Genomic DNA, 24,973 nt, shown 5'->3' with positions numbered 1-24,973 from the left:
ACTACTCCTTGTGTTCGCTAGACTCAGTCGAGCTTGCAGTTGTAGAAGACGAGCTTTCTGTTGAGGAACCTTCTGTAGATGAAGCTGTTGTTGAGCTGCTAGTGGAAGCTTTGGTTTCATCTGTCTCTGCTTCTAAGAGTTTAGAGCGGGCATCCCAGTATTTCTTATATTCGCCCTCAAGCTCAGAGAGTTTTTTCTCGCGCTGTTCACCAGAGAGTTTTTCGCTATCACGTGTCGCCTTGATTTCTTTACGAAGGACGTAGATGATCAAGTCTGAATCGTCGATCCGCTTGGCTGTATCCAGCGCTTGGGTAAAGTCATGACGGCCGATATAGATCCAGTAGTGGAGATAGAGGCTGTCTGACTTGAGCGTAACATTGTTAAGGATGACCTTCTTTTGGTCCTCTGAGAAATTCAAGCCTTGCAAATAAGACGTCGCCAACTCATATTTCTGTGTCGTTGGAAGACTGCTTGGAGCCACTCCCTCCAACTCATCGATCACACCGGTATAGTCTACCTTGAGATAGGCTGTATCCGCTTGAAGCAACTTTTCTTTAAAGGGTGCTTGGAAAAAGACCAAATAGATCAAAGGCAAGAGTAAGAGGGCCACTACAGCGGAAAGCCACACTGTTGCCAACTTAAAGATTCGGTGTTGACGGCTTGAGACCAAGGTCAAGGTCTTTTCTTCCTCTTCCTTGCGTTCTTGGTAGGCTTTCTCTAAGAGAGCTTTCATCTCTTCTAAGCTAGCAGCATCACGGATTTCCACCAAGAAATCTGGCAGATCTTCTAATTCGAGCGTGCCTTGATAGAGCTCCATGAAATCCCAGTCCCCAAAAAGAGTGACCGCATAACACTTGGCCTGGCGCAAGAATTCAACCTGATCCCACTTGCGTGGCACCATCATTCCCGGAACCCCGCGGTAAGCGATCTTGACTTGCGCATCCTTGGTCACAAACAAATTGATGGGATGCAACATAAAGGTCACCGGAAGCTCCAAGGCTGGCGCCAAATCTAAGACATTAATAGCTAGACGTAGACGGTCTGAAACCGGTAATTCTTGGATTTCTTCTGCACTCAAGCCCAGAGCATCTGTCTGATAGGTCAGATGAATCTGGTCTTGATCCGCTGTCATGCTCTGCTCTAAAAACAAGGGATGATGGAGATCCAAAATCCATAAATTGCGTAAATCCTGGCTATCCACTTCTGAACGCTTGAGGTCCAGCTGCCAGCTCGTGTCTTCTTTTTCAAAACGGAAGACTTGTTCTTCCAGTGTAAATTGTTCTTCTTTCACCTTACCACTCCTCAATCTCGATCAGATCACCACTTGTGATCGGATACTCTTGTACCACCTTGCCTTCATCCAGCAAGATGCCCTTATTTACCACGCGCAACTGATACTTACTTCTAGGCTCCATGGCAGACCCAAAGATCTGATCCAATTCGCGAATCAAGCGTCGCACCTCCATCCGTGTTGGGATTCGGAGGTCATGGCTTGCACCATTCATACGGAAGGTGACATTGATATGTTGGTCCATTTAGGCCTCTTTTCTATAGATTCGATAGGAAATATAGCCAGCAATCCCAAAGAGAAGGGCACTCCAAGCCAGCATTTGCAAGGCTGGAATAAAATCCGACAGGCTAGCCGAATTGTCCTCCACATTGGACTCGAATTTAGATAATTTTTGATTTTCAGGCTGGAACAGGTCCGCTTCAGGCCCCGTTTTTTTCTTTCCCTTTATAGCAGAAAACAACTGGCCGTCTGAATCGGTCAATTGTTTCTCTTGCTTGCGTTTTTCATCTGCTAATTTTTTCTGATCCTTCTCATTGAAAAGAGACTCAGTCGCATCCAATTGGCCCCCAAGTGTCTTTTCCTGCTCTGTCTCAAGACGTGAGTTGTTGACCTGCAGACGATTATCAATAAAATCATCTGCAGAAACAACAGCTACTGGCAAGAGACTAAAGACAAAGAGAAGATACATCATTTTTTTCATAAGCTTGATTCAATTTCCTTTGTTTGAGTAAACTTCTTAGGAATGAAGATATTGGCAAGGGCCAAAAGTCCGAAGAAGACCAACAATCCGAAGAAGACGCCGATACCGGCTGTTTGTCCATCAAAGTAACCCGCAAACTGTCCTTCTAAAATAGAAAGGAGGTTGACATTTTTCACCAGTGCTGGAAGGCCTGACAAGGTCGCAGTCGTTCCGATCGCACTTGATAGGTAGACGTAGCTGATCAACATGAAGAAGGCTAGTCCCATTCCAATCACACGGAAGTGTTTCAAGAGAAGGTATTGTAGTTGTACCAAGACAAAGCTTGCTAGAACCGCTAAGAATACCCATGAAGGTACATATTCACGACCAACAGAGAGTTGAATACTTGAAATCATTCCGATCACCAGTCCAAGGATGAGAGAAAGTCCCACAAGGACACCGACAGACAAGAGATCTGATTCTTGCAAACGATCCAATTTGAAACGATCCTTAACCTTGCGAATGATTGGTTGCGTCGCAAAGAGATAAGCTGTAAAGAGACTCAAGACTTCCAACATAAAGATCCAGATAAATGGACGGTAGACGTTGATAGTCGCTTTCACAGAAGAAGATTTCTCTGCAACTGGATTTGACAAGAAGTCGAGCAAGACTTCATTCGGCACTCCGTTTTCATAGGCATTGTTGAAGACCTTACGGAAGGCTTCGACGAAGTTCCCATTTTCAGACAATTCCTTGTCGAATTCACCCATCAAGCTCTCTGCATTGCTAGACAATTTCTCTGTATTGCCTTGGGCTTTTTCCAATTCTTTGTTCAATTGGCTAAAGATTTCATTGGTAGAGTTAGCAGCTTCTACATTGCTACGAGATGAGCTCTTAACGCCTTCTGTCGAGCTCAATAATGACGTGTATTCAGAACCAAGAGCTGACAAATCTGCATCGGTCTTGGTTTGAGCCTGTGTCACTGTTTCTTGTGCAGATGAGATAGCTTCTAGGCGTTTTTGAAGGTCTGCATACTGCTTCAATTGATCGTTGATATTTTGGGTTAGATCCTTGTTGGTGTTTTCGATTGCTTGAAGATTTGCCTGCAATTGTGGTCCCAAGTCTTGCAACTGTTTAAGTGTACCATCTAACTGGGCTTTCACACTCTTCGTTGCATCCCCAGATTCATCCGTTTCAATGCTCTTACGGTAGTCCTTCATGTTACTTGAAACAGCAGCCTTCACGATGTCGACCAAAGCGTTTGTCAAATCCATATCTTCGATTGGATCATAGAGTGAATGACGAACATGGTTGTCATCTTCTGGGTAGTAGGCATTGATCAATGCTCCTGCGCGTTGATAATCCAAGGCGATTTCACTAGCTTTCGATGCGTAGTTAGCAACCGCTGTTTTCAAATCTTCTGCAGATACGGTCACACTGGTTGAAGAAACCCCATTCACAAGGACTTCAACATCAATCGCGCTTGGCATAGCTCCTCCATCTTCAACAAGGTGAATTTGAATTTGTTTGCCATCTTTCAGTTCGACTTCCTGCTCACCACTGCCTGCATAAGTCTGTCCATCATAGGTCCAAGTATCAACCTTGACCCCTGCAGGGACATGAATACTAACTTTCTGTTTCCCAGATTTAGCATTAAGGACATCCGCAACTGCCGTTAATTTGGCATCCACTTCTGCAGCCAATCGTTTTAATTCATCGGCATTTCCTTTTGCTTGCGCCTTCGTTCCAGCAAAAGCACTATCAAAATCAATCGCTGCGTTGAGATTTCCATACTTATTCAAATTCAGACTAGCAGGATCTAAAGACGGAAGTTTTTCAATTGCTTGACGAATGTCATCATCCGCTTTATCTCGAGCCTTGCTGATAGTTTCGATTTTTGGCTTTCCAAGCAAGGTACGAAGAGTGACTTTGTCTCCTTCTTTTAGACCATAGTAGTCAAGGATCTTCGATTTTACAGAAGACTCGATGTTATTTTCGTGCTCATCTAATTTGTCGCGTTCTGCCTTGATCCCTTTTTCGAGGTCTGCCACACGATCATTCACATCTTTTGTCAAGCCTGCATAGGTCTTGGTACCTGAAGCATCTCCTTCGGTTTCAGTTGGTTGACTCAATTGTTTGGTAATTGCTTCTTGGTTTTGTTGTAGATTCTTATACAACTCTTGGGTCTTTTCACTGACAACAGACTGATTCATAGACATCAGCTGATTCATGAACTCTTCATGGCTAATTTTATCCTCAGAGCGTTGTTTGATCAATGTATCGAAGTTTTGACCGTACTGATCCTGAGATTGGGTCAATTGATCAAAAGCCTGTGTATAAGACTCAAGGACTGTCTTCAAGGCATTATTCGACTCAACAGAAGACGTAGACAAGCTATAGAGACTTGGGAAGATATTCTTGGAATCCAAGGCCGAATCCAGCAAGTTGCTTCGGTATGAACCAATGTTGGTCGATTGGATCTTGTTACTTGTCTCCACGTTTTTCTGAGCTGTATAGAGGTTGCTCAAAATGCTGACCATATACATATCAACCAACTGGCTATTCAAGTCTGAAACGATATCTTTAGCGACTTTATTGGCCTCGTTTTCAACCTGAGAATTTCCAGCCGCATTGACCTTATACGTCACCGTGGTCTTCTCTGCATTAACCGCGTTCACTTCCAAGACCTTCTCTGAAAAGTCACTTGGAATGACAATCATCAATTGGTACTTGCCATCTGCAAGCCCTGACTCAGCAGCTCCACGAGGGAGTACAGACCAGTTTTGCGAATTATCCCGTTCGATATTCTTTACATAGCTAGCCCCAAGGTTGTATTCTTTATCATTCAGTTTGACCGCCTTGTCTTCATTGACAACCGCAATGTTGAGCTTGGTGTTTTCTGTCGTTTGCACGGTCTTTGCTTCGTTTTGCTTTTGGTTCTTTTGAACCGTCGTATAAAGACCCACTACAGATCCCATCAAAAGGAGCACAACCGCACTCTGACCGATGTATTTTAACCATTTTTTATTTTTAACTTCCATACCTTTTCCTTTTTCTAATTCATAGATACAAAATAGGGGTTAGGAATTAAGAATCTAACCCCTATTTTCTATATATCAAAAGACAAAAGGGTGATCTACCTACAAGAAGTAAGATCACCTCCAAGACTATCTTAGTGGATTTGTGCAGCGATATCTTGGTCAGTTTGTTCAACGATATCAGCGACTTTGATCAATTGAGCGTTGATGTCTTCCAACAATTGAGCGAATTGTTTGATTTTTGGAGACAATTCGTTGAATTGTGCTTCAAAGCTATCAAATGCAGATCCATCCCAGTTTGCGTCGATGACTTGTTGTTCATGAGTCAAAGTGTTAAGGATTTGATCGATTTCTTGAGAACCTTGTGCATAGCGTTGTGCTGATTGACGTAGTTCTTCTGGAGTTAATTTAATTTGAGCCATATGTTTCTCCTTTTGGGCTGATACCCTTATATTTTTTCCATAAACAATACATTTTAGTACGAATTAGTAAAATGCCAGATAACTGTATATTTTACCTTTTGCTCCCTTTTTGTATTATTTACTTAAAAATATCTTAATGAAATATTGCCAGAATGTCAAGTTTAGAGGGCTAACTGATAAAACATTGTAACTTTGTTACAATTGTGTAACACTTTGTCATAAACATGTAATATATTTTCTGAATTCCTTGCCCCAGTAGTCTCCAACTAGTATTATTTCCGGAAATAAAAGAAGACACTCTGTCCTTTCATATTAACTCGACACATAGATTAAAATTGTTGATTTTAGGTGTTTTTAAAAGCAAATTTTGAAGATTTTTGTATATTTTTTCATTTTTAAAACTTTTATGGTATAATGAAACCTGTTCAAAACTTGTTTCATACAAGATCGAACACCATTAACCTATAAGGAGTTTCTATGAAAAAAATATTATTGACCTCTGTCTGCCTCCTAGCTCTTACCGCTTGTAGCCAAGGCCAAGCAGAAAAAGGAAAAGCTTCAACAACATCTAGCCAAAGCACTTCCCAAGTGAAAAAAGAAAAAGAAGAGAACATTCGAACCAAAACTTTCTCCACAGAACTTAACGATCACCACCAAAACAAAATTCAAATCGGCTACAAAAAAGATGAAATTGTCTCTTTTACTTTTCTTAGTTTTGAACCCATTTCCTCAGATTTGCAAGACATGGATCTTTCCGAGTTAAAGGAAATCTACCAAGAAGAATTAGAACATAGCGATATCTATAAAAGCTTAAATGGCAAGCCTGGTCTTAGCTTCCGCATTCAAATTTCGAAAGATAAACAATCCTATGCCAAGGTCTTACAAGCTGACTTCTCAAAAATCAAGAAAGATGAGTTTGCTTCCATCTACGGGGATCAAGGGGAGGAAGAAACAGCTGAGTTCAAGAAATACCTCAATGGCAAACCTCAAGATCTCTTTACCTATTTCAAAGATCAAGGTCTCAAAGAAGAAAAATAAAAAGAGCTTCCTGAGTTTCATCACCACACTGGTGAGGGCTCAGAAAGCTTTTTCTTATTTATTCAAGATTGAAAGGGTTTCAAGGAGATTGTCCGCATGAACTTCGATGGTATCTCCCGTTGCTTTGATTTTCACTTCTACGATACCTTCAGCTGCTTTCTTACCAACTGTTACGCGGATTGGAAGTCCAATCAAATCACTATCGCTGAATTTGACACCAGCGCGTTCATTTCGGTCATCCACCAAGACTTCGTAGCCTTTATTCACCAAGGCTTCTTCGATCCGATCGATCAAAGCAAGACTCGCTTCATCCTTGACATTGACTGGAATCAAGTGCACATCAAATGGCGCCAATTCTTTAGGAAAGTTAATTCCCCAAGCGTAACGGTACTCCCCTTTTGGAGTCTTATTGACAAAGAGGCGAGCATGTTGTTCCATAACGGCTGAAAGAAGACGGCTGACACCGATTCCGTAGCAGCCCATGATGATTGGAACTGCACGACCGTTTTCGTCCAAGACATCTGCTCCCATGCTAGCGGAGTAGCGTGTGCCGAGTTTGAAAATGTGACCGATTTCGATCCCACGTGCAAAGTTCAAGACCCCTTTCCCATCTGGTGAGATTTCGCCTTCACGAACTTCACGGATATCGACGTATTCTGCAGTAAAGTCACGTCCTGGGTTGACACCAGTTAAGTGGTAGCCTGTTTCATTGGCACCGACTACTGCATTACGGCTGTCTTGGACCTTGCGGTCTGCGATAATCTTAACATTTTCAGGAAGATCAACTGGACCGAGAGAGCCAAAATCAGCTCCCAATAATTCTTTCACTTCCACTTCGGTTGCAGGTTCAAAGAAGTCTGCGCCGAGGTGGTTTTTCAACTTCACTTCATTGAGCTGATCATTACCTACAAGAAGGGCAACAACAGGCTCACCATCTGCGATGTAAACCAAAGTCTTAATAGTAGCTTCTTCTGGAACATTCAAGAATGCAGCTACTTCATCAATCGATTTGACACCTGGTGTTTCCACGCGCTTCACTTCTTCTTCTGCTACAACACGGTTACTTGGCTTGTATTCGTTAGTAGCCATTTCCAAGTTGGCAGCATAGGTTGATTCACTTGAATAGGCAATGGTATCTTCACCAGAGACCATCCATTTGAGCAATTCTGCTTTGATTTCTTCTTGGACTTCTGCTGGAATTTCATCAAAGGAAGCCACTGATTTGTCTAAAACAACCCAACGATCCAAGTCTGTACGAGCAGGCGTAACAGCCATAAACTCTTGGCTATCTTTTCCGCCCATGGCACCACCATCACCGATGATGGCTTTGTAGTCGATACCACTGCGTGTGAAGATCCGCTCATAAGCTGCCTTATATTCATCATAAGTGACATCTAAGCTATCGTAGTTAGCATGGAAGCTATAACCGTCTTTCATGATGAACTCACGGGTCCGAAGAAGACCGTTCCGTGGGCGTTTTTCATCGCGGTATTTTGGTTGAATTTGGTAGAGATTCAACGGCAATTGTTTGTAAGATTTTACTGAGTCGCGCACAATAGCGGTAAAGGTTTCTTCGTGAGTTGGACCTAAGATAAAATCAGAGCCTTCACGGTTTTTCAACTTATAGAGGTCTTCCCCGTAAGTTTCGTAACGACCAGATTCACGCCAGAGATCCGCACTCAAAAGGGCTGGAGCAAGCATTTCTACTGCTCCAATTTTTTCGAATTCTTGGCGCATGATGCCTTTTGCTTTTTCAATCACTCGATTAGCTAGTGGCAAATACGAATAGACACCAGCTGATACTTGGCGAACATAACCTGCACGCAACATCAAAGCATGGCTAATGACTTGAGCATCGCTTGGCATTTCGCGAAGCGTTGGAATCAACATTTTACTTTGTTTCATGGACAATATCCTTTTCTATTTCAAAAATAATTTCATAATATCATTCCAGGTGACAGCAATCATCAAAATAACCATTACAGCTACACCTGCAAGTGTCATATAGGTTTCTACTTCTTGTTTCAATGGCTTTCTCCGGACGACCTCGATCAAATTGATCAAGATTTTTCCTCCATCCAAAGCTGGAATCGGGATTAGATTGAAGATCCCAATATTAATAGAGAGCATGGCCATAAGAGACAAGACTGCTGGAATCCCTAATTGAGCAGCTTGTGAGCTGGCATTGTAGATAGCAACCGGTCCACCCAGTTTATTGAGACTAAAGTGGAAAATGATATCTTTCAAAGCTCCCAAAATCCGTGTCGCTGTATTCCAGGTATCTGTAAAACCAGACAAGAGTTTATCCACAAATCCTGTCTTGAGGCCATTTGTCACACCCAAATAGTAACGATTCCCTGACTTAGTTGGCTTCACTTTGACTTCTTTTTCTTGGCCGTCTGTCTTGACCTTCAGGGTCAATTCAGGAGCCGTCTTGCTGTCCTTGGTTGCTTTCTCAACAGCGTCTGTCAGCTCATCCCAGTTGCTAACGGTGTCGTTGTTGACTTGAAGGATCTGAACATTGCTTTTGACACCGACCTTAGCCAGCGCCCCATCGGGTGCCACCTGAACATTGTTGCTGTAGTAGTCAATCGCACCACCGCGCATAAAGGCTAAAAGTGAGTAGACGACAATACTGAGGATAAAGTTGTTCATAGGACCCGCAAAGTTGGTGATTAATCGTCCCCAAATGCTGGCATTCTGATACTGAACATCTCTCGGTGCAATCCGCACTTCTGTTCCATCTTCCTCAACGATGGTCGCATCATGATCGACATCATAAGTCTTAGTCTCATCGAGAACCAAGCCCGTAATTTCCAGTTTGTCTTCAAAGTCAAACTGGGTAACATTCATGGGAAGGGCTGTCTGATCCAGATTCTTTCCTGAAAGATTGATCCGGACGACCTTACCAGCCTCATTTAGCGTCAAGCTGACAGGCGTTCCGGTTTTAATCTCAGTTGTATCCTCACCCCAGCCAGCCATCCGAACATAGCCACCTAAAGGTAGAATGCGAATCGTATAGGCTGTTCCATCTTGACCAATATGGGCAAAGATCTTTGGACCCATCCCGATCGAGAATTCTCGCACCAGGATGCCCGATTTTTTTGCAAAATAGAAATGACCAAACTCGTGAACGAGAACGATCACTCCAAAAATAACAATAAAGGCAATAAACTGCATCGTTCTATACGTGGTTTCCTTTCTATCTCTTCTGTCTTAGAACAAGCCCAAGAAATGCATCAAGGGAAAGACAAAAATCAAACTATCAAAGCGGTCTAGAACACCACCATGTCCTGGAATAAATTTCCCAGAATCTTTCACACCGAAGTGGCGTTTAATCGCACTCTCTACCAGATCTCCAAACTGACCTGCGATACTAAAGAGGATGGTAAAGAAGATCATAGCAAGAAAACCATGTCCACCCGCCACAGAACGATCCACGATCATATAGATCACAGTTACCGCAACTGCAGACAAGATTCCCCCAAGACTGCCTTCAATCGTTTTATTAGGAGAAACCGCAGGCATGAGCTTGCGTTTCCCAAACCGACTTCCTACTAGATAAGCACCTGAATCTGTAGCCCAAACAATAAAGAGGGCTAAAAGAACCTTATCAATACCAGCAATTCGCGCATCTACTAAGGAATGGAAACCAAGTCCAACATAAAAGCTAGACGCAATGGGATAGACCACATCTTCATAATTGTAATTCTGAGCAAGAACAGTTGTTCCCATGAGAATCAAGACAACCAAACCATAAGCAATCATATTGCCATCTGCTGGAAGGTAAGGGAGGTAGTCCTCGATCGGCAACGTCAGGACAAAAGCCGCTAACATGGCTAGCGCTCCTTCAAAGGTCGCTGTCTCAAGCCCCTTCATCTTGAGCAATTCATGAACCCCTAGCATGGCGATCAAGCCAATCACAATCTGGAAGAACACCCCTCCAACCATTACTGTTGGAATGAAAAAGAGCAGGGCAATTCCTCCAAAAATCACACGTTTTTGTAAATCTTTCGTCATCATCTTCTCCTAAACACCACCAAATCTCCGATGGCGATGGCTATATTCTACTATGGCACTTCGTAGTGCTTCCTCTCCAAAATCTGGCCACATCACATCTGTGAAATACAACTCACTATAAGCAGCCTGCCAAGGAAGGAAATTACTCAAACGGATCTCTCCGCTGGTACGAATAATCAAATCCGGGTCCCTTAGGACACGTGGCAAACTCTCAGTATAGAGAGAATCTGCGATCATCTCTTCTGTGATATCTTCTGGGCTGAACTTCGCATCCAAGACTTCTTGGGCGATCTGCTTCACAGCCTGAGTGATCTCAGCACGTCCACCATAATTGAGTGCGAAATTCAGGATCAAGCCTGTATTGAGATGGGTCATCGCTTCTGCTCTTTCCAAAGCTTCCAGCGTTTCTTTTGGTAATTTCTTGGTATCACCGATCATTTGAATCTTGACATTGTTGCGATGCAATTCGGGGACGAAACGATCATAAAACTCGACCGGCAAGTGCATGATGAACTTGACTTCATCTTCAGGGCGTGTCCAGTTTTCCGTAGAAAAGGCATAGACAGTCAAAACCTGAACCCCCATATTTTTTGCTGCAATCGTCACTTCTTGGAGAGCTTCCATCCCCGCCTTATGACCGAAGACGCGCGGTTGCATCCGCTTTTTCGCCCAGCGACCATTGCCATCCATAATGATTCCAATGTGTTTCGGGACTTCTAAAGGTATCTCGATTTTTTCTTTTTTCTTAAAACGAAACATGTTTTTCTACCTATTTCAATATTTATCGCTTCATTATACCATAAATCCCCATAAAATAGGGACTCTGGCCTCTTTTTTGAACCAGCAAGGCTTTCCTTCATCACATCGTCCTATTTGCCCACCAAAAAAGAGGCCTTTGCCTCTTCTTTGATGATTATTCTTCGATGGCTGAATCGGCATCTGAGCTAGCACCTTCTGTAGCAGTAGCTGAGATTCCTTCTGATACAGGAAGAACTGTTTTGATCGCTCCCAATTCAAAGGTCAGGTAGACACCATCAACATCCAAGACAACGGTCTTGCGATCTGTATCGACTTCATCGATGGTTCCGTACAAGCCACCAATCGTGATGACTTCATTTCCTTTTTGAAGTTTATTCAAACTTTCCATCCGTTTTTGATACTGTTTCTTTTGGCTACGGCTCATGAAGTACATCAAACCGACCATAAGAACGAGCATAATTAGCAAACTTCCGCCTTGCATATGTTTCTCCTTTAATTTTCATATATGCTATACTATATCAAATTTCGCCCGTCTTTTCAAGTTTTCCCATCCTCTTCAAGTAAAATCAGACTCCAGTCTCAGAGAAGAGGCACGTTTTGATGAAAAAGAAAAAAACCACGAAAAGTGGGCTACTGACTAGTCAATCGTAATGCCATACTTTTCATGATTCTCATCATACCAATCAATCAAGGCCAAAGCCGTTTGATAGGTAATATTTTTGATTTTACTCGTTCCCTTCGTCAAAGTCGCTAGGCTCATTTTGCTGATGTTTGTTTCAGTTGCGACACGATAGCTCGTCAAGCGACCGTCAACCATCAGTTGAACAACGGCTTCCACTTTTCTGTATTCGGGAGTTGAGTAGATATCAATTGTATTGCTCATCTTACTTCCAATCCTCAAATTTTATTCTTGTATAGATTATATACTTATTTTCTTTATTTATTAATAATTTTGCTCAAATTGGATTAATTTCACTAATTATTGATGTTTTTTTAGCTCAAATAGGAGGATTTTGGCCTTCTACGGCGAATAATTTCCCCCAGGTGGGAAGAAAAAATAAAGACTGCTATATGATAGCAGTCTCTATTTTTCACAAACTAATTCGCCTTAATCTGCTTGTTTATCAGCGTTTTCTTCCTTCTTTGTGTCTTTTTCTCTAATCACAAGGACACCATCTTCCATGTCTGCTTCGAGATGTTTGGCATCCAAGTTATCCAAGTGGAAGTCTGTGACTTTGTCACGGATTTGTTGTTCAACTACCCGACGGAGTGGACGAACACCCATGACTTCATCATAACCTTCTTCAGTCATATATTCTTTGGCTGCATCGCTCACTGCCAAGTCGATTTCTTTCTTAGAAAGGGTCTTATTGACATCTACCAACATCAAATCAACAATCTTAGAAAGATCTTCCTTGCTCAAGTGTGAGAATTCAATGACAGCGTTGAAACGGTTGAGGAATTCTGGACGGAAGTAAGGTTTCAAACGATCCATGAGTTCTGGTTTATCCGCATCTTCTGTCAAGTTGGCTTCGTAACCAAAGCCAGCGTTTGAAGTGGCGATAATCACAGTGTTCTTGAAGTTGACCGTGTTCCCTTGACCATCTGTCAAACGACCATCATCCAAGACTTGAAGGAGAAGGGTGATCACTTGAGGATCTGCCTTTTCAATTTCGTCAAGAAGGACGATTGAGTAAGGGTTACGGCGAACACGTTCTGTCAAGGTATTGCTGTTATCATCGTAACCAACATAACCAGCTGTTGTACCAATCAATTTAGAAACGGCTGTGCGGTCGCTGTATTCTGACATGTCCAAACGGATGATGGCATCTTTGGTTCCGAACATATCAAGAGCCAATTGTTTAGCCAACTCAGTTTTACCAACACCAGTAGGACCTACAAAGAGGAAGCTACCGATTGGACGGTTCCCTTCGTCAAATCCTGCACGGTTCCGACGGATAGCACGCGCTACTGCTTCAACGGCTTTATCTTGACCGATAACCTTAGTTTGCAAACGGTGACCCATATCTTTCAAACGTTCGATATCAGTTGCACCCATTTGAGACACTGGAATACCCGTCATCCGTTCTACAGATTCAGCCACATCGTTGATTGTTGCTGTTACTTTATGGTCTTCCGTATGATTAGCAATTTTCTTTTCAAGTTCTTCGATTCGAACTTTTGCTTTCAAAGCTGCTTCGTAATCTTCTTTAGCCGCAGCTTCTTCTTGTTTGGTTTTTTCTTCTTCAATTTCATGTTCCACAGCATGAACATCCGTTACTGGATGTTGGGCTGCCAAGTGAGCAGCTGTCACATCGACTAAGTCAATGGCCTTATCAGGCAAGCTACGTTGTGGAATGTATTGGATCGAATAATCAACCGCTGCTTTCAAAACTTCATCTGGCAAGATGACATTGTGGTGTTTTTCATAAAGATCACGGATCCCTTGGAGGATCTTGAAAGTATCTTCGGCTGATGGAGCATTGACTTTCACTTCGTTGAAACGACGAGCAAGAGCCGCATTCTTCAAGATGGTGTTACGGTATTCATCTTGAGTCGTTGCCCCAATGACTGTCAATTCCCCACGTGAAAGAGCAGGTTTGATGATATCCGCAAGACCTTTAGATCCTTGACCATCACCTGTGCTACCTGCACCAAGGATTTGATGGATTTCATCAAAGAAGAGAATAACATTTCCCATAGCCTTGACTTCTTGGATCAGATTTTGAATATTTTCTTCAAAGCTACCACGGTATTGCGTACCAGCTTCTAGACCAGAAATATCAATCGAGATGATTTCTTTGTTCTTGATAGCAGCTGGAACATCCCCGTTCACAATAGCTTGTGCCAAACCTTCTACAACTGCTGTTTTACCAACACCGGCATCCCCTACAAGAACAGGATTGTTCTTGGTACGACGAGACAAGATTTCAGCAGTTTCTTGAATTTCTTTATTACGTCCGATGACCGGATCCAATTTTCCTTCACGAGCTTCTTCGGTTAAGTTGCGACCAAGTTTTGCAAGGATCCCATCTTGTTTCATTCCTTTACCTTGATGGTGTTGCACTTGCTCGCTTCCTTCATTTGGAAGTTGACCAGTTTGGCGGTAAATAGCGAATTCTTCTGGTGTCACTTCACGACCGTTGATCATGTAGCGACGGTTTTCAGAACGAAAACCACCCATGTTTCCCATTAGTTGATTGAAAAGATCATCCATATTGTTAAAGTTGTTATTCATATTGTATACCTCTAATTACATAATTTTAATTCATTCTTGAAAATTAGCAGACCAATTGGCTGCTGTTTAATTGTTTACATAATTTTAATTCATTTATTTAATAATAGCCCTACAGGCTAACAGTTTCTATTTTCCCTTTTATCAATTAGTTGTCTTAATTCTGGAAATAGCATATCACCATCTCCTTTCCACTATTGATCTTGTAAACCAGTAGGTTTTCCCAACCTCTTTTTGTTTACATAAATTATTATAACGCAGACTGATTTCTTTGTCAACACTTTTTTACATAATTTTTAAAATTTATTAAAAAAATCTGGAGTCACTCCAGATTCCATATTTAAATAGAAGTTCTTGGCTAGATAGATTTAAATTTCCCAGCTTTTTCTTGAATAACTGTCTGTACATTTTTAGCAAATTGCCCCACCATGGACTGATCCAGTTGTTTTCCAACTACCTGGACGTCTTCTTCGGCTACTGTTGCAATCGCAGTCAATTCCTCATTGTAACGCTTCTCAACTCCTGCCTTGCAGGTCAATAAAACAGGCGCATAGACAACACGGATTAAATCTTTTTCAAGTTTCTTTCGGCTTTCGATGATCCTCATCTTATCTTTCATATCTAAATCAAAGAAATCTTTGACTGGACTATCACCCATACTTCCTCCTCTTCTATACTATGAAACTTTATCTTGTGCAAACTCCTCTTCCAGTTGGCGTCTATCTTTCCGGTAGGATTGCCATAAATTCTCTTCCTCGATTTCGATCTGTTTTAAGGCTACTTGTGCAGCTTCTCTAGCTTCGAGATCATACTCTTCGATACAGCGATGGAGGGACTCCCATCCACAATTGACATCAACCTTCTGCTCTTGTAAGAAGGAAGCTGCCATCGCATACTCTTCTTCCAGCATCTGGGTGAAGAGCTGCTGTTTTCTTTCCACTAGGCAACGCTTTTCATCTAGCTCCAAACGCGCTTTTTGAAACTCTCTTTCCAAGTGATCTAGTTTCTTTTCCTTTTTCGAAAGAGTCGATGAAATTAATAAGCTAGTTGTTCCCACTGGTTCATTTCTCCTGCTATTTCTTGATCTTTTGCTTTTAAGAGCTCAATTCCTGCATTCACTTGCTTGTTTAAAGCATGGAATTCATTCGATAAGGACTGATATGCAGCCAAACGGTTGTCGAATCTTTCTCTTACTTGAGTGACAACTGTTTGCCTTGTTGCACCAGCCTGTGCATAGGCCTCTTCTACTTCGGCAAGATTGAGAATGAAGCCTTTCGGAACGGTCTGTAATACTTTCTCCAAAGCTTCTAAATCTGTATCCAGTCGTGCCTTAGATTTCTGAGCTTGCTCCAGCCCTTCATCCACTACTCGAATCAGCTCATCAGAAGCCAAGCGTGCCTGCAAGGCATCGAGATAGATTTGTTCACTTGAACTCAGTCCACCACCTGTTTTTTGTAATTTATCCTTTAGGCGATAGTAAACCTTCATCCGCTCTTCAATGATTTCCTTGCGAGTGATGGCTTCCGTTCCCTTTTCAAGAACCAAATTCCCATCCTTATCATAGATATAACCATGCATCATGTGCTGCAGACCAGTATTTATCAAATTCTTAGTTTTGAGGTGCTTGACAATCCCACTGGATTCCTTGCTTCCAGAATCCTGATAGCCCAAGCTAACCAAATCTTTATGGTCAATGTGGTTGTAGATTTTGTACTTCAGCGAATCTATACGCGCTTTTTGCTCGGGTGTTAAGATGGAATAGGCATTAGGGCCATTGTATAGATGGACAGTCCCAATATGAGACGCTTCTTCTTCCGTCAAGCAGGCAAGCGCATACTGAATATTCATAGACCCCAGAGAGTGACCGTATAGATCGATCTTGGCATTGGGGTATTTTCGGATCACCTCTTTCAAATGAGCTGCAGCATCTTTAAACTGGGGAGGCGGGAAAGTACCTCTATCTTTGTTGTACTCTTTTAAAATGGTAGCCCCAATAAATACTGGAAACTTTGCTTGACTATCAATTAGAATATCCGTTCCCATACCATATAGATTTGCTTTCGCCTCACGATAAGCATTTGTTATTGGATTACTTCTAATACTCTTGACAAAGCTTTTTACATTATTTCCAACATTTTTATCGAGTAAACTAAACGGATAACTAATAAGCTCCGAAATATTAGAATCGGCAGTTTCATCCCTTTTTTTCAAATTCTCCTTAATCTTATCTCTGGTGAATCTTTTCGCATAATCTGTCGCATAGTTTGCCGCTCCATTGGGACCAAGAATGTTAGAAGCAGCAGGCAAATCTGTCTTTACCCAATCCGTAAATGTATCATGGAGTAATTTTTGGGTACTTATTTCAGTTTCAGATCCCTTCATCAAAACTGTTACATCATGGATTTGAGCACGATCTTCATCAGAAGCAGAATAGGGGACTGCATTTTGTTGCGCGCCTTGGCCATTGTTAGTAAGAACGAACACCTGCTCCTCGTTGCCATTGGTACTATCATAAATGTGGGCGACATTACCAATGTATTCCTCTTTCTTAGCCCCAATTTTAAATTTTCCATTTATTTTGACATCTTTTTCGTATTCAAGTAGGGCAGCTTTAACATTTTGTTGATCATTGAAATTTAAATTATTAGCCATTATCACTCCTTATCTAATAAATCACTTAACTCCTCTGTTTCCCCAAAATAGGTCTCTTCATATTTCCCTGTTGTAGCATCCTCTTGTATAGTTGTGCTTAAAATTAGCTTTTCATCATTATTTATAACTATTTTCACTAATAGCCCTCCCATCGGATTATAATCTAAATCATCTTTAGAAATTTTATATGATTTGATTTTTCCTTCTGGAGTAAGAGCTTTAGGGTCTAATTTTTTCAACATATTTTCAATCGCCACTTTCATCTTCTTACTCTCTGCGATTTGAATCATTTCTTGTTTCTTGGCAGATTGTCCATTAAAAAAGCTACAGCCTCCTAAGCTCAGGCTAAATACTACCATTATCAACACAATAAATTTACTTTTTTTCATCTTCTTCCCATTCTTTCTTCAGGTTTCTTAGAATTTATTATACAAAATTCTATTCATACCTGAAATGTTACTTTTGTTAAAAAATGTTGCCAAATCGTTACAAGCACTAGCTATTAATGTAACATACCAGCTTTGATCCAGAAATATTTCTATTTTCCTATATTAGGGGTATTTATCTAAATGAGTTTATTTCCCAGTCTCTTCTGCTTTACTTAACAGATCACTTAATTTTGCTGAAATACCGTAACTACCTGCTTCGAACTGTCCTGAATCTTCCATTTGAACAGTCGTATCGATCGTTAACTTTTTATCGCCATTGATAACGAGAGTGACATTCATCCCTCCCATTGGATTGTATTCCAATTCACCTTTTATCAGGGTATAGGAGTGAATGATTCCTTCTGAAGTGAAAGCTTTCGGATCGATACTGATTAACAAGTGTTTTATCGCTCGCTCCATTTTCGTACTCTCTGCGATCTGAATCATTTCCCTTCTCTCAGCAGCTTTATCCGTAAAAAGACTGCAACCTCCTAGAAACAAAGTCAGTAAGAATAGTAGTACAAATCGTTGTTTTTTATCAGTCATATTTCCCTCTCACTTATATTATTCGTAATGATTTTTAAAAAATGACCCAATTTTTAAAAATTTTTTCCAGATCCTAAAAAACACACCCTTACTGGGTGTGTCTCCTGTTAAATCATGTATTCAACGCTATAAGTGGCGTCGGATAAAATCCGTGAGAGGAATTGTTTGGTTCGTTCTTCTTTTGGACTGTTGAAGAATTCATGCGGTTCGTTTTCTTCGATGATGTGTCCGCCATCCATAAAGATAACGTGGTTGGCCACATCACGCGCAAAGCCCATCTCATGCGTCACCACAACCATGGTCACTCCTTCTTGGGCCAGTTGCTTCATAACACCAAGTACATCCCCTACCAACTCTGGGTCTAGCGCTGAAGTTGGCTCGTCTAGCAAAATCACGTCTGGTTTCACTGCGATGGCACGCGCGATTCCGATCCGTTGTTGCTGACCACCTGACAATTGAGAAGGATAATAATCCTTATAAGCGAGGAGACCAACTTTTTCAAGGGCGGATTCTGCCCGTTGGATGGCTTCTTCTTTTGGAATCTTACGGGCTACAATCAGGCCTTCTAAGATATTTTCAAGCGCTGTTTTATTGGCAAAGAGATTGTAATGCTGGAAGACAAAGGCTGTCTTTTGGCGGATTTCTAAAATTTCTTTTTTGCTGAGTTTTGAGAGGTCATACTCTTTTCCACCCAAAGTCAAACGGCCTGTGTCTGCCTTTTCCAAGTGATTGAGGCAGCGAAGGAAGGTTGTTTTTCCTGATCCAGATGGCCCCAAAATAACGACGACATCCCCTTGGTTGACCTTGAGATTGACATCTACCAGGACTTGGTGGTCCTTAAATTTTTTCGATACGTGTTCTACTTCTAACATCTTCTTATTTCTCCTTCTTCTATACGAGTGTCAGGCGTTTTTCTAAGCGATTGAATCCCCACTGAATCACCCCACAAATGACAATATATAGAATAAAAATCACTAGATAGGATTCAAAATATTGATAGCCATAAGAGGCTTCTACCTTGGCAATGGCGGTGATATCCTTGATGGTCATGACAAAGACAAGGGAGGTACCTTTGACCAAATTGATAACTAAGTTACACAAATTGGGAAGGGCTGCACGCAGGGCTTGGGGAAAAACAATGCGGATATAGGCTTGGCGGTTGGTCAAACCAATGGCTTGCGCTGCTTCTAGCTGGCCCTTATCCACCGTCAGAATGGCTGACCGGAGAATTTCAGCCAGACTTCCTGTTGTCATCAAGCTAAAGATGATAAAGGCATAGTAAATGGGATTGATCTCAAAGACATTAAAGTGACTACCAATACTCTTAAAAAAGCTATTTAAGAGGCTGGGGAAGAGACTATAAAAGAAGAGAATCAATAGAATCGGAGGTGTCGCGCGGATAAAGGCTAAGTAAACCACTGAGAAACTGCGAACACCTTTGACCTTATAGATCTGACCGAGTGCCAAAAAGAGGGCTGGAAAAAAACTCAAGAGAATCGATACGACCATGATCAGAAGGGTCACTGGAACACCACCCAAGGTGGCTAGAAATGTTTTACTAATAAAATTGAAATCCATAAGCTACCTTTCTGTTACACTGAGTCGTTTTTCAAGCAATTGAGCGGAGAAAGAAATCACAAGGGCAATTGCCCAGTAGATTACTGCTACGGCTGTATACGTCTCGAGGGAATAATTCCCAAGATTTCGGCTGATCAAGTTATTTCCTGCTCCCATGATATCGATAAAGCCAATGGTATAAGCCAAAGCTGCATCACGCATGAGGTTCAAGATGGCAGTCGTCATATTGGGAAGAGCTACGCGAAAGGCTTGGGGAAGGACAATCCGCCAAATGGTTTGAGCTGGCGTCAAGCCAATACTCAAGCCTGCTTCCATCTGACCTTTTGGAATGGCCAAATAGGCTGCCTTGAAGACCTCAGAGATCATAGCGGCAAAGAGAAGAAACATGGCAACAAGGACAAAGACAAACTTGGACCAGTGGTCAATGTCAATGCCCAACCACCAGTTCAAAAATTGGGGAAGTCCATAAAAGACCAAAAAGAGCAAGACAATCGGAGGGGTACAACGCAAGGTAAAGACATAACCCTTTGCCAGACCTGCTCCTACCTTATCTTCTGATACTTGTGCCCAGGTCAAAACCAAGCCAAATGCAGAACCGAGAACCGTCGTTAAAACCATCAAAGCTAGGGTCGCTGGTAGAGCTTGGACCAAGGTTGGAAGAAATGACCAGACCTTGGAAATGTCGTATGAGACCATGTTTCTTTTCCTTTCTGTATCCGTATAGAAATAAGGAAGCTGGGGCTATGCGCACCCAGTTCCATCTTATTTCTCTTTATCTACATAACTGAAGACATCTTCACCGAAATATTTTTTCGACAATTTAGCAAGTGTGCCATCTTTTTCTAATTCTTTGATGGCCTTGCTGTATGCTTCCGCAAATTTTTCGTTTTTCTTATCCTTATGGATCAATGGGTAAGTTGGAATTCCTTTGTAGGCAAACCAGCTCAGTTTGTCCGCATATTGGTGGTAAGAACCATCTTTATCTGTGACAGCTTTTTCAAAGGAAAGTTTGATGTCAAAGAAGGCATCGTAACGTCCTTCAAGAACCCAAGCATAGGCATCTGCGACTTTGAAAGATTCGGCAGCTGTTAATTCGATTTGTTGGTCCTTATGCTTTTCATTGTATTCTTTAATAACATTCCACTGCGCATTTTGTGGTGAAATTGGAACCAATTTTCCTTTTTCTTTAGCGAAGTCATCGATATTCTTGTATTTATTCGCATCTTCTTTCCGAACGGTAAATCCGATGATACTTGCTCCGATTGGTTCTTTTGGAATGATAAATTTCTTGGCACGTTCTTCGGTATACCAAGCTCCTTTGGTTCCGATATCGTATTTACCAGATTCTAGACCGATCAAGAGATCGTCATCACTTGTTCCAGTGTACTCAAACTTGTAGTCTGGTAGTTTTTCGTCAATGGCTTTGAGCACGGCTACTTCATAACCATCTGATTCCCCTTTTTCATCGACGAAATCGTAAGGCACATAGTTTTGAGTGTGGGCTACTTTCAAGGTTGTTACTTTATTAGATCCTGTTGATCCTTTACTTTCGTTTGCGTGGTTCAAGCTTCGACCAAGAATGGTTGCACCTGCAAGGGCAAGAACGGCCACCCCACCGATAATCCATGTTTTTTTACTCATACTCTGTTCTCCCTCTTTCTATTTTCCTTATTCTGCTGCAGCTTCACGAACCCATTCGATTCGTTCTTCATCAATGTCACTTGGGATGGTACAATCGGCACCAATGACCAAGCCTGTGGTTCCAGTTTCTGCGATGATGCGTTTGGTTTCTGCTTGGATCGCAGCCTTATCTCCTGTGTAAAGAAGTCCATTTTTTCCATTTTCAAAGCCACCAAGAACCGTGCGTCCACCGAAGATTTCGCGTCCTTCTGCTAGGCTGATTCCTTCTGGCCCGACTGCCCAGTTAATGACTTGGGCTGGGTAGTCTGTGAAGAGATGGATATCATTGCGAGCTCCTTCGTAGCCACAGATATGAAGAATATTTACGCCACCAGCTTCATTGGCTGCCTCTAAGACATGGAGTTCACTCGGTGCAATAATGTTTTTATAAACTTCTTGTGTAACCCGCGCATCCTGGATACTTTGAACACTGAGGTAGATCCCGTCTGCCCCTGCTTCTTTGATGATTCGTTGGCTCAAACTTGCAATATCTTGGCCAATTGTATCCAATACTTTTTTAAGAGTTGCTGCATCTTGATCGATAAAGTTGGCGATCAAGTCATCTCCTCCTGAAACTTCTCCGACCAACCATTTGAAGTAGGTCACTGGAGCAAAGATATTGTAGATAGCCACAATGTCTTCTTCAAAACCGGCACGGATTTTTTTAACGAGCTCTACTTGCTCTGTGATCCATGGATGATCTGCTCCGAGTGGTTCAATCCCTGCTAAGTCAGAGATATTTTCAAGGCCTTTGTGAATGGCTGGATTTGGATAAGCAAAGTAACCATCACTCATGAGTTTGACAAAGTCTGGTTTGACCTTGTGAAGGAAGTTTTTATGGCCATTGAGGTTTTTTTCAATAATTTCCGGATTTGAAAATCCTTTCAACCATTCTTCTTCTGTTGTAAAATGATGCCAAAATCCAACTGGCACACGGTCGACTGCTTCTCCTTTGAAAGCTTTTAACACTAATTCTCTTTTTGATGACATGTTCTTACCTCGTTCTAATCTTTTCTTGTTTGTTATCTTATCACTTCGATAATTGTTTGACTAATATATATTTTTTATCAAGCTCTTCATCTTTTTTTATCACTGATCTTCAAGGAGTAGAATTCCTGCTAGGTCAGATGGGCGAAGGAGGGAGAAACTATGAGCTGGAATCTTCTCCAGTCTTGCCATATCTGGATCTTTTTTTGCTTTCCCCTGACTGCTTGCTAGAGCTACTTTACTGAGCCCTAGAAGCAAAAACAAAACGGTTACCAGGATACACCATACATTGATCTTTTTCATCTCCCTCTCCTTTCTTCTTACAATACAGCTGCTTGACGTACCCAATCTAAGCGTTCCAATTGGAAATCATCTGGCACGGTACAGTCTGCTCCAAGAATCAAACCACGGCTTCCGGCTTCAGCCACCAAGCGACGCGTTTCTTGCTCAATAGCTTCTCGTTCCCCTTGGTAGAGCAAACCTTTCTTGCCGTTGACAAAGCCACCCAAAACGGCACGATCGCCGAAAAGTTTACGACCTGCGGCTAGGCTCAGACCTTCATGATGGGTCGCCCAGTTAATGACTTGAGCTGGATAATCCTTGAAGAGCTCCACTTCATTGCTGGCCCCTTCAAAACCACAAATATGAAGGATATTGATGCCTCCAGCTTCATTGGCTGCTTCTAGGACAGCGATGCTGCTAGGCTCAATGAACTTGCGGTATTCTTCATCTGTCACACGCTCATCTTGGATCTGCTGAGTTGAAAAGTAAATACCTTCAATACCTGCTTCTTGGATCAAGCGGCGACTTAAAGTAGCGATGTCTCCTGCAATCACGTCAAGGACATGAGCTAAAGTTTCTGGATCTTCCTTGATAAAGTCTGCAATCACTTGGTCTCCACGAGATTGATCCGTACGGAACCAGCGTTTCAAATAAGAAATGGGCGAGAAGATATTGTAGAAAGAAGCAATCTCTTCATGAAAATGAGAACAAATTTCCTTGACCACCTCGATTTGTTTTTCAATCCATGGATGATGCTCTCCAATCGGTTGAATATCCTTCAATTCTCGGATCGATCTGATCTCTCTCGAATAAAGAGCACTCGGATAGCGGAAGAAGCCATCACTCATGATCTTGACAAAATCAGGTGAAATTTCTTCTACATAGTGTTGGTGGCCCTTAATACTTTTTTCTACTACAGCCGGATTGTCTAGACCCAATTCTTTTTCTTCTTGGGTCACATAATGGAGCCAAAATCCTACAGGGATTCGCTCTACTGTTTCGCCTCGAATGGCACGAAGAACCAATTCTTTTTTACTCATACTGTACATCCTCCTCAATATTTCTCCAACAGAAAGACTAACTGCTTTCCTTCTGGAATTTGTAACCATGATATCACCTCGAAAAGTAGCTGACTAATATATTTTCCCTATCAAGTCCTTAAAATTTCTTTATTAAGGAAGGCATCAAAAAAACGCAAGCCCTTGAAAATAGGGACCTGCGAGTATCTTTCTTTATTGCTTCATTTTAGAAGAAAAGGACCGCTTTGATCATTTCTTGATCCGGTTATAGCAGAAAACTATACCCCTTCTTTTAAAGGAAAAAATGGCACATGTTGATGTGAAAAAGCCCTTCATATCAGCATTTCTTTCTTCCTATTCATTTTACCATTCCCTGGTTCGCCTTCTCCTCTTTCTTGTCAGGCAAGATTGAAAGGAGTATAATTTTTATAGAATAATTTTAAGGAGTGTACGGTTTATGAAAACAACAAAAACCACCTTTACCATCGTTTCTGCTCTTGCTTCTGTCATTTTACTGACGAGTTGTGGAAGCAACACCAACAAAACGCAAGAGACAAAAGCAAGCAGCACTAAAAATCAGGTGACGATGACCTATGATCAACAGCGCTCACAAGAAAATACCATGTCTGTCCTTTGGTACCAAAAGGCAGCTGAAACTAAGGCTTTGTATTTACAAGGCTACAATGTCGCTACTGACCGTTTGAAAGAGATCCTCCAAACTCCTTCTGATAAGCCTTATTCCATCGTCTTGGATTTGGACGAAACTGTTTTAGACAACAGCCCTTACCAAGTTCAAAACGTCAAAGATGGTACGGCCTTCAATCCTAAAGATTGGGATGTTTGGGTGAAAAAAGCAGCCGCAAAAGCGGTGCCAGGTGCCAAAGATTTCCTTCAATATGCGGATCAAAACGGGGTTCAAATCTACTACATTTCTGACCGTACAACCTCTCAAGTAGATGATACCATTAAGAACCTTGAAAAAGAAGGCATTCCTGTTCAAGGACGTGACCACCTCATGTTCTTAGAAGATGGCGTCAAATCAAAAGAAGGCCGTCGCCAAACTGTACAAGAAAAGACCAATCTTGTCTTGCTCTTTGGGGACAACCTGGTTGACTTTGCAGACTTCTCTAAGACCTCTGAAGCTGATCGCGACAAGAAATTGGACGAATTGCAAAAAGAATTTGGTGAAAAATTCATCATCTTCCCAAATCCAATGTATGGATCATGGGAATCTGCTGTTTACCAAGGTAAAAAACTAGATGCCAAGGGACAAACAGAAGAACGCCTCAAAGCCTTGCAAGGTTTTGATAAATAAAGCA

At 41.8% G+C, this 24,973-nt stretch carries 26 protein-coding genes; 2 read left to right on the top strand and 24 right to left on the bottom strand.

Annotated elements, in window-relative coordinates:
* Window position 1 precedes the first annotated feature (1 nt).
* The 5 genes from essB to TZ97_RS00760 all read right to left on the bottom strand — a co-directional run bounded on the left by essB (window position 2) and on the right by TZ97_RS00760 (window position 5,430).
* Window positions 2–1,291, bottom strand: a complete 1,290-nt coding sequence (gene essB, locus TZ97_RS00780; RefSeq protein WP_045759060.1) for a type VII secretion protein EssB — start codon at window positions 1,289–1,291, stop codon at window positions 2–4.
* 1 nt (window position 1,292) lies between these two features.
* Window positions 1,293–1,535, bottom strand: a complete 243-nt coding sequence (locus TZ97_RS00775) for an EsaB/YukD family protein (protein WP_003013697.1) — start codon at window positions 1,533–1,535, stop codon at window positions 1,293–1,295.
* On the bottom strand, window positions 1,536–1,991 hold the full coding sequence (gene essA, locus TZ97_RS00770) for a type VII secretion protein EssA (RefSeq protein ID WP_045759059.1): 456 nt from the start codon (window positions 1,989–1,991) through the stop codon (window positions 1,536–1,538). It abuts the gene before it with no gap.
* A complete protein-coding gene (gene esaA, locus TZ97_RS00765) occupies window positions 1,988–5,011 on the bottom strand; it encodes a type VII secretion protein EsaA (RefSeq protein WP_045759058.1) in 3,024 nt (1,007 codons plus the stop codon). Before esaA ends, essA begins: the two co-directional genes overlap by 4 nt.
* Window positions 5,012–5,142: 131 nt before the next feature.
* The gene (locus TZ97_RS00760) at window positions 5,143–5,430 is read right to left on the bottom strand and encodes a WXG100 family type VII secretion target (protein ID WP_031576577.1); all 288 of its coding nucleotides are present in this window, start codon (window positions 5,428–5,430) and stop codon (window positions 5,143–5,145) included.
* A gap of 477 nt (window positions 5,431–5,907) precedes the next feature.
* Here TZ97_RS00760 and TZ97_RS00755 point away from each other — a divergent pair, with 477 nt between their 5' ends.
* Window positions 5,908–6,468, top strand: coding sequence for a hypothetical protein (locus tag TZ97_RS00755; RefSeq protein ID WP_045759057.1), 561 nt, complete (start codon window positions 5,908–5,910; stop codon window positions 6,466–6,468).
* 54 nt (window positions 6,469–6,522) lie between these two features.
* On the opposite strand, the gene TZ97_RS00750 is transcribed toward TZ97_RS00755, so the two are convergent.
* The 19 genes from TZ97_RS00750 to TZ97_RS00660 form a co-directional block, all read right to left on the bottom strand.
* Window positions 6,523–8,373, bottom strand: coding sequence for a proline--tRNA ligase (locus TZ97_RS00750; protein WP_045759056.1), 1,851 nt, complete (start codon window positions 8,371–8,373; stop codon window positions 6,523–6,525).
* A 15-nt stretch (window positions 8,374–8,388) separates the two neighbouring features.
* A complete protein-coding gene (gene rseP, locus TZ97_RS00745; RefSeq protein ID WP_021154371.1) occupies window positions 8,389–9,648 on the bottom strand; it encodes an RIP metalloprotease RseP in 1,260 nt (419 codons plus the stop codon).
* Between the two features lie 36 nt (window positions 9,649–9,684).
* Window positions 9,685–10,488: a phosphatidate cytidylyltransferase gene (locus tag TZ97_RS00740; protein WP_023919527.1), complete on the bottom strand. Its 804-nt coding sequence runs from the start codon at window positions 10,486–10,488 to the stop codon at window positions 9,685–9,687.
* A 9-nt stretch (window positions 10,489–10,497) separates the two neighbouring features.
* Complete coding sequence (locus tag TZ97_RS00735; RefSeq protein ID WP_003009971.1) at window positions 10,498–11,247, bottom strand: isoprenyl transferase; 750 nt, start codon at window positions 11,245–11,247, stop codon at window positions 10,498–10,500.
* A 154-nt stretch (window positions 11,248–11,401) separates the two neighbouring features.
* On the bottom strand, window positions 11,402–11,728 hold the full coding sequence (gene yajC, locus TZ97_RS00730; RefSeq protein WP_003004444.1) for a preprotein translocase subunit YajC: 327 nt from the start codon (window positions 11,726–11,728) through the stop codon (window positions 11,402–11,404).
* 156 nt (window positions 11,729–11,884) lie between these two features.
* The gene (locus tag TZ97_RS00725) at window positions 11,885–12,130 is read right to left on the bottom strand and encodes a hypothetical protein (RefSeq protein WP_003009969.1); all 246 of its coding nucleotides are present in this window, start codon (window positions 12,128–12,130) and stop codon (window positions 11,885–11,887) included.
* Window positions 12,131–12,355: 225 nt separating this feature from the next.
* Entirely contained in the window at window positions 12,356–14,485 is a 2,130-nt protein-coding gene (locus TZ97_RS00720) for an AAA family ATPase (protein WP_045759055.1), read from the bottom strand.
* 355 nt (window positions 14,486–14,840) lie between these two features.
* A complete protein-coding gene (locus TZ97_RS00715; RefSeq protein ID WP_045759054.1) occupies window positions 14,841–15,140 on the bottom strand; it encodes a hypothetical protein in 300 nt (99 codons plus the stop codon).
* A gap of 18 nt (window positions 15,141–15,158) precedes the next feature.
* Window positions 15,159–15,539: a hypothetical protein gene (locus TZ97_RS00710; protein ID WP_045759053.1), complete on the bottom strand. Its 381-nt coding sequence runs from the start codon at window positions 15,537–15,539 to the stop codon at window positions 15,159–15,161.
* Window positions 15,518–17,134 (bottom strand): lipase family protein, encoded by a 1,617-nt coding sequence (locus tag TZ97_RS00705; RefSeq protein WP_045759052.1) that lies wholly within the window; start codon window positions 17,132–17,134, stop codon window positions 15,518–15,520. The genes TZ97_RS00710 and TZ97_RS00705 overlap by 22 nt, the downstream gene beginning before the upstream one ends.
* A gap of 2 nt (window positions 17,135–17,136) precedes the next feature.
* On the bottom strand, window positions 17,137–17,523 hold the full coding sequence (locus tag TZ97_RS00700; protein ID WP_045759051.1) for a DUF1310 family protein: 387 nt from the start codon (window positions 17,521–17,523) through the stop codon (window positions 17,137–17,139).
* Between the two features lie 186 nt (window positions 17,524–17,709).
* Window positions 17,710–18,108, bottom strand: coding sequence for a DUF1310 family protein (locus TZ97_RS00695; protein WP_045759050.1), 399 nt, complete (start codon window positions 18,106–18,108; stop codon window positions 17,710–17,712).
* Window positions 18,109–18,215: 107 nt separating this feature from the next.
* Window positions 18,216–18,980 (bottom strand): amino acid ABC transporter ATP-binding protein, encoded by a 765-nt coding sequence (locus TZ97_RS00690; protein WP_045759049.1) that lies wholly within the window; start codon window positions 18,978–18,980, stop codon window positions 18,216–18,218.
* Between the two features lie 19 nt (window positions 18,981–18,999).
* The gene (locus TZ97_RS00685) at window positions 19,000–19,686 is read right to left on the bottom strand and encodes an amino acid ABC transporter permease (protein ID WP_045759048.1); all 687 of its coding nucleotides are present in this window, start codon (window positions 19,684–19,686) and stop codon (window positions 19,000–19,002) included.
* Window positions 19,687–19,689: 3 nt separating this feature from the next.
* Window positions 19,690–20,382 carry an amino acid ABC transporter permease gene (locus TZ97_RS00680; protein ID WP_045759047.1) on the bottom strand — a complete coding sequence of 231 codons (693 nt, stop codon included), beginning with the start codon at window positions 20,380–20,382 and terminating at the stop codon, window positions 19,690–19,692.
* A gap of 66 nt (window positions 20,383–20,448) precedes the next feature.
* The gene (locus tag TZ97_RS00675; RefSeq protein WP_045759046.1) at window positions 20,449–21,327 is read right to left on the bottom strand and encodes a transporter substrate-binding domain-containing protein; all 879 of its coding nucleotides are present in this window, start codon (window positions 21,325–21,327) and stop codon (window positions 20,449–20,451) included.
* Window positions 21,328–21,354: 27 nt separating this feature from the next.
* Complete coding sequence (locus TZ97_RS00670) at window positions 21,355–22,356, bottom strand: uroporphyrinogen decarboxylase family protein (protein ID WP_045759045.1); 1,002 nt, start codon at window positions 22,354–22,356, stop codon at window positions 21,355–21,357.
* A 99-nt stretch (window positions 22,357–22,455) separates the two neighbouring features.
* Entirely contained in the window at window positions 22,456–22,656 is a 201-nt protein-coding gene (locus TZ97_RS00665; protein ID WP_045759044.1) for a hypothetical protein, read from the bottom strand.
* A 17-nt stretch (window positions 22,657–22,673) separates the two neighbouring features.
* Entirely contained in the window at window positions 22,674–23,675 is a 1,002-nt protein-coding gene (locus TZ97_RS00660) for a uroporphyrinogen decarboxylase family protein (RefSeq protein ID WP_045759043.1), read from the bottom strand.
* A 436-nt stretch (window positions 23,676–24,111) separates the two neighbouring features.
* Here TZ97_RS00660 and TZ97_RS00655 point away from each other — a divergent pair, with 436 nt between their 5' ends.
* Window positions 24,112–24,969 (top strand): 5'-nucleotidase, lipoprotein e(P4) family, encoded by an 858-nt coding sequence (locus TZ97_RS00655; RefSeq protein WP_045759042.1) that lies wholly within the window; start codon window positions 24,112–24,114, stop codon window positions 24,967–24,969.
* The last annotated feature ends 4 nt before the right edge of the window (window positions 24,970–24,973 follow it).

Origin of the sequence: Streptococcus parasanguinis (assembly GCF_000963275.1) — a bacterium.
GTDB lineage: Bacteria > Bacillota > Bacilli > Lactobacillales > Streptococcaceae > Streptococcus > Streptococcus parasanguinis_B.
Note: the sequence above shows the minus strand (reverse complement) of the source record. Positions and strands in the feature narration are given on the sequence as shown.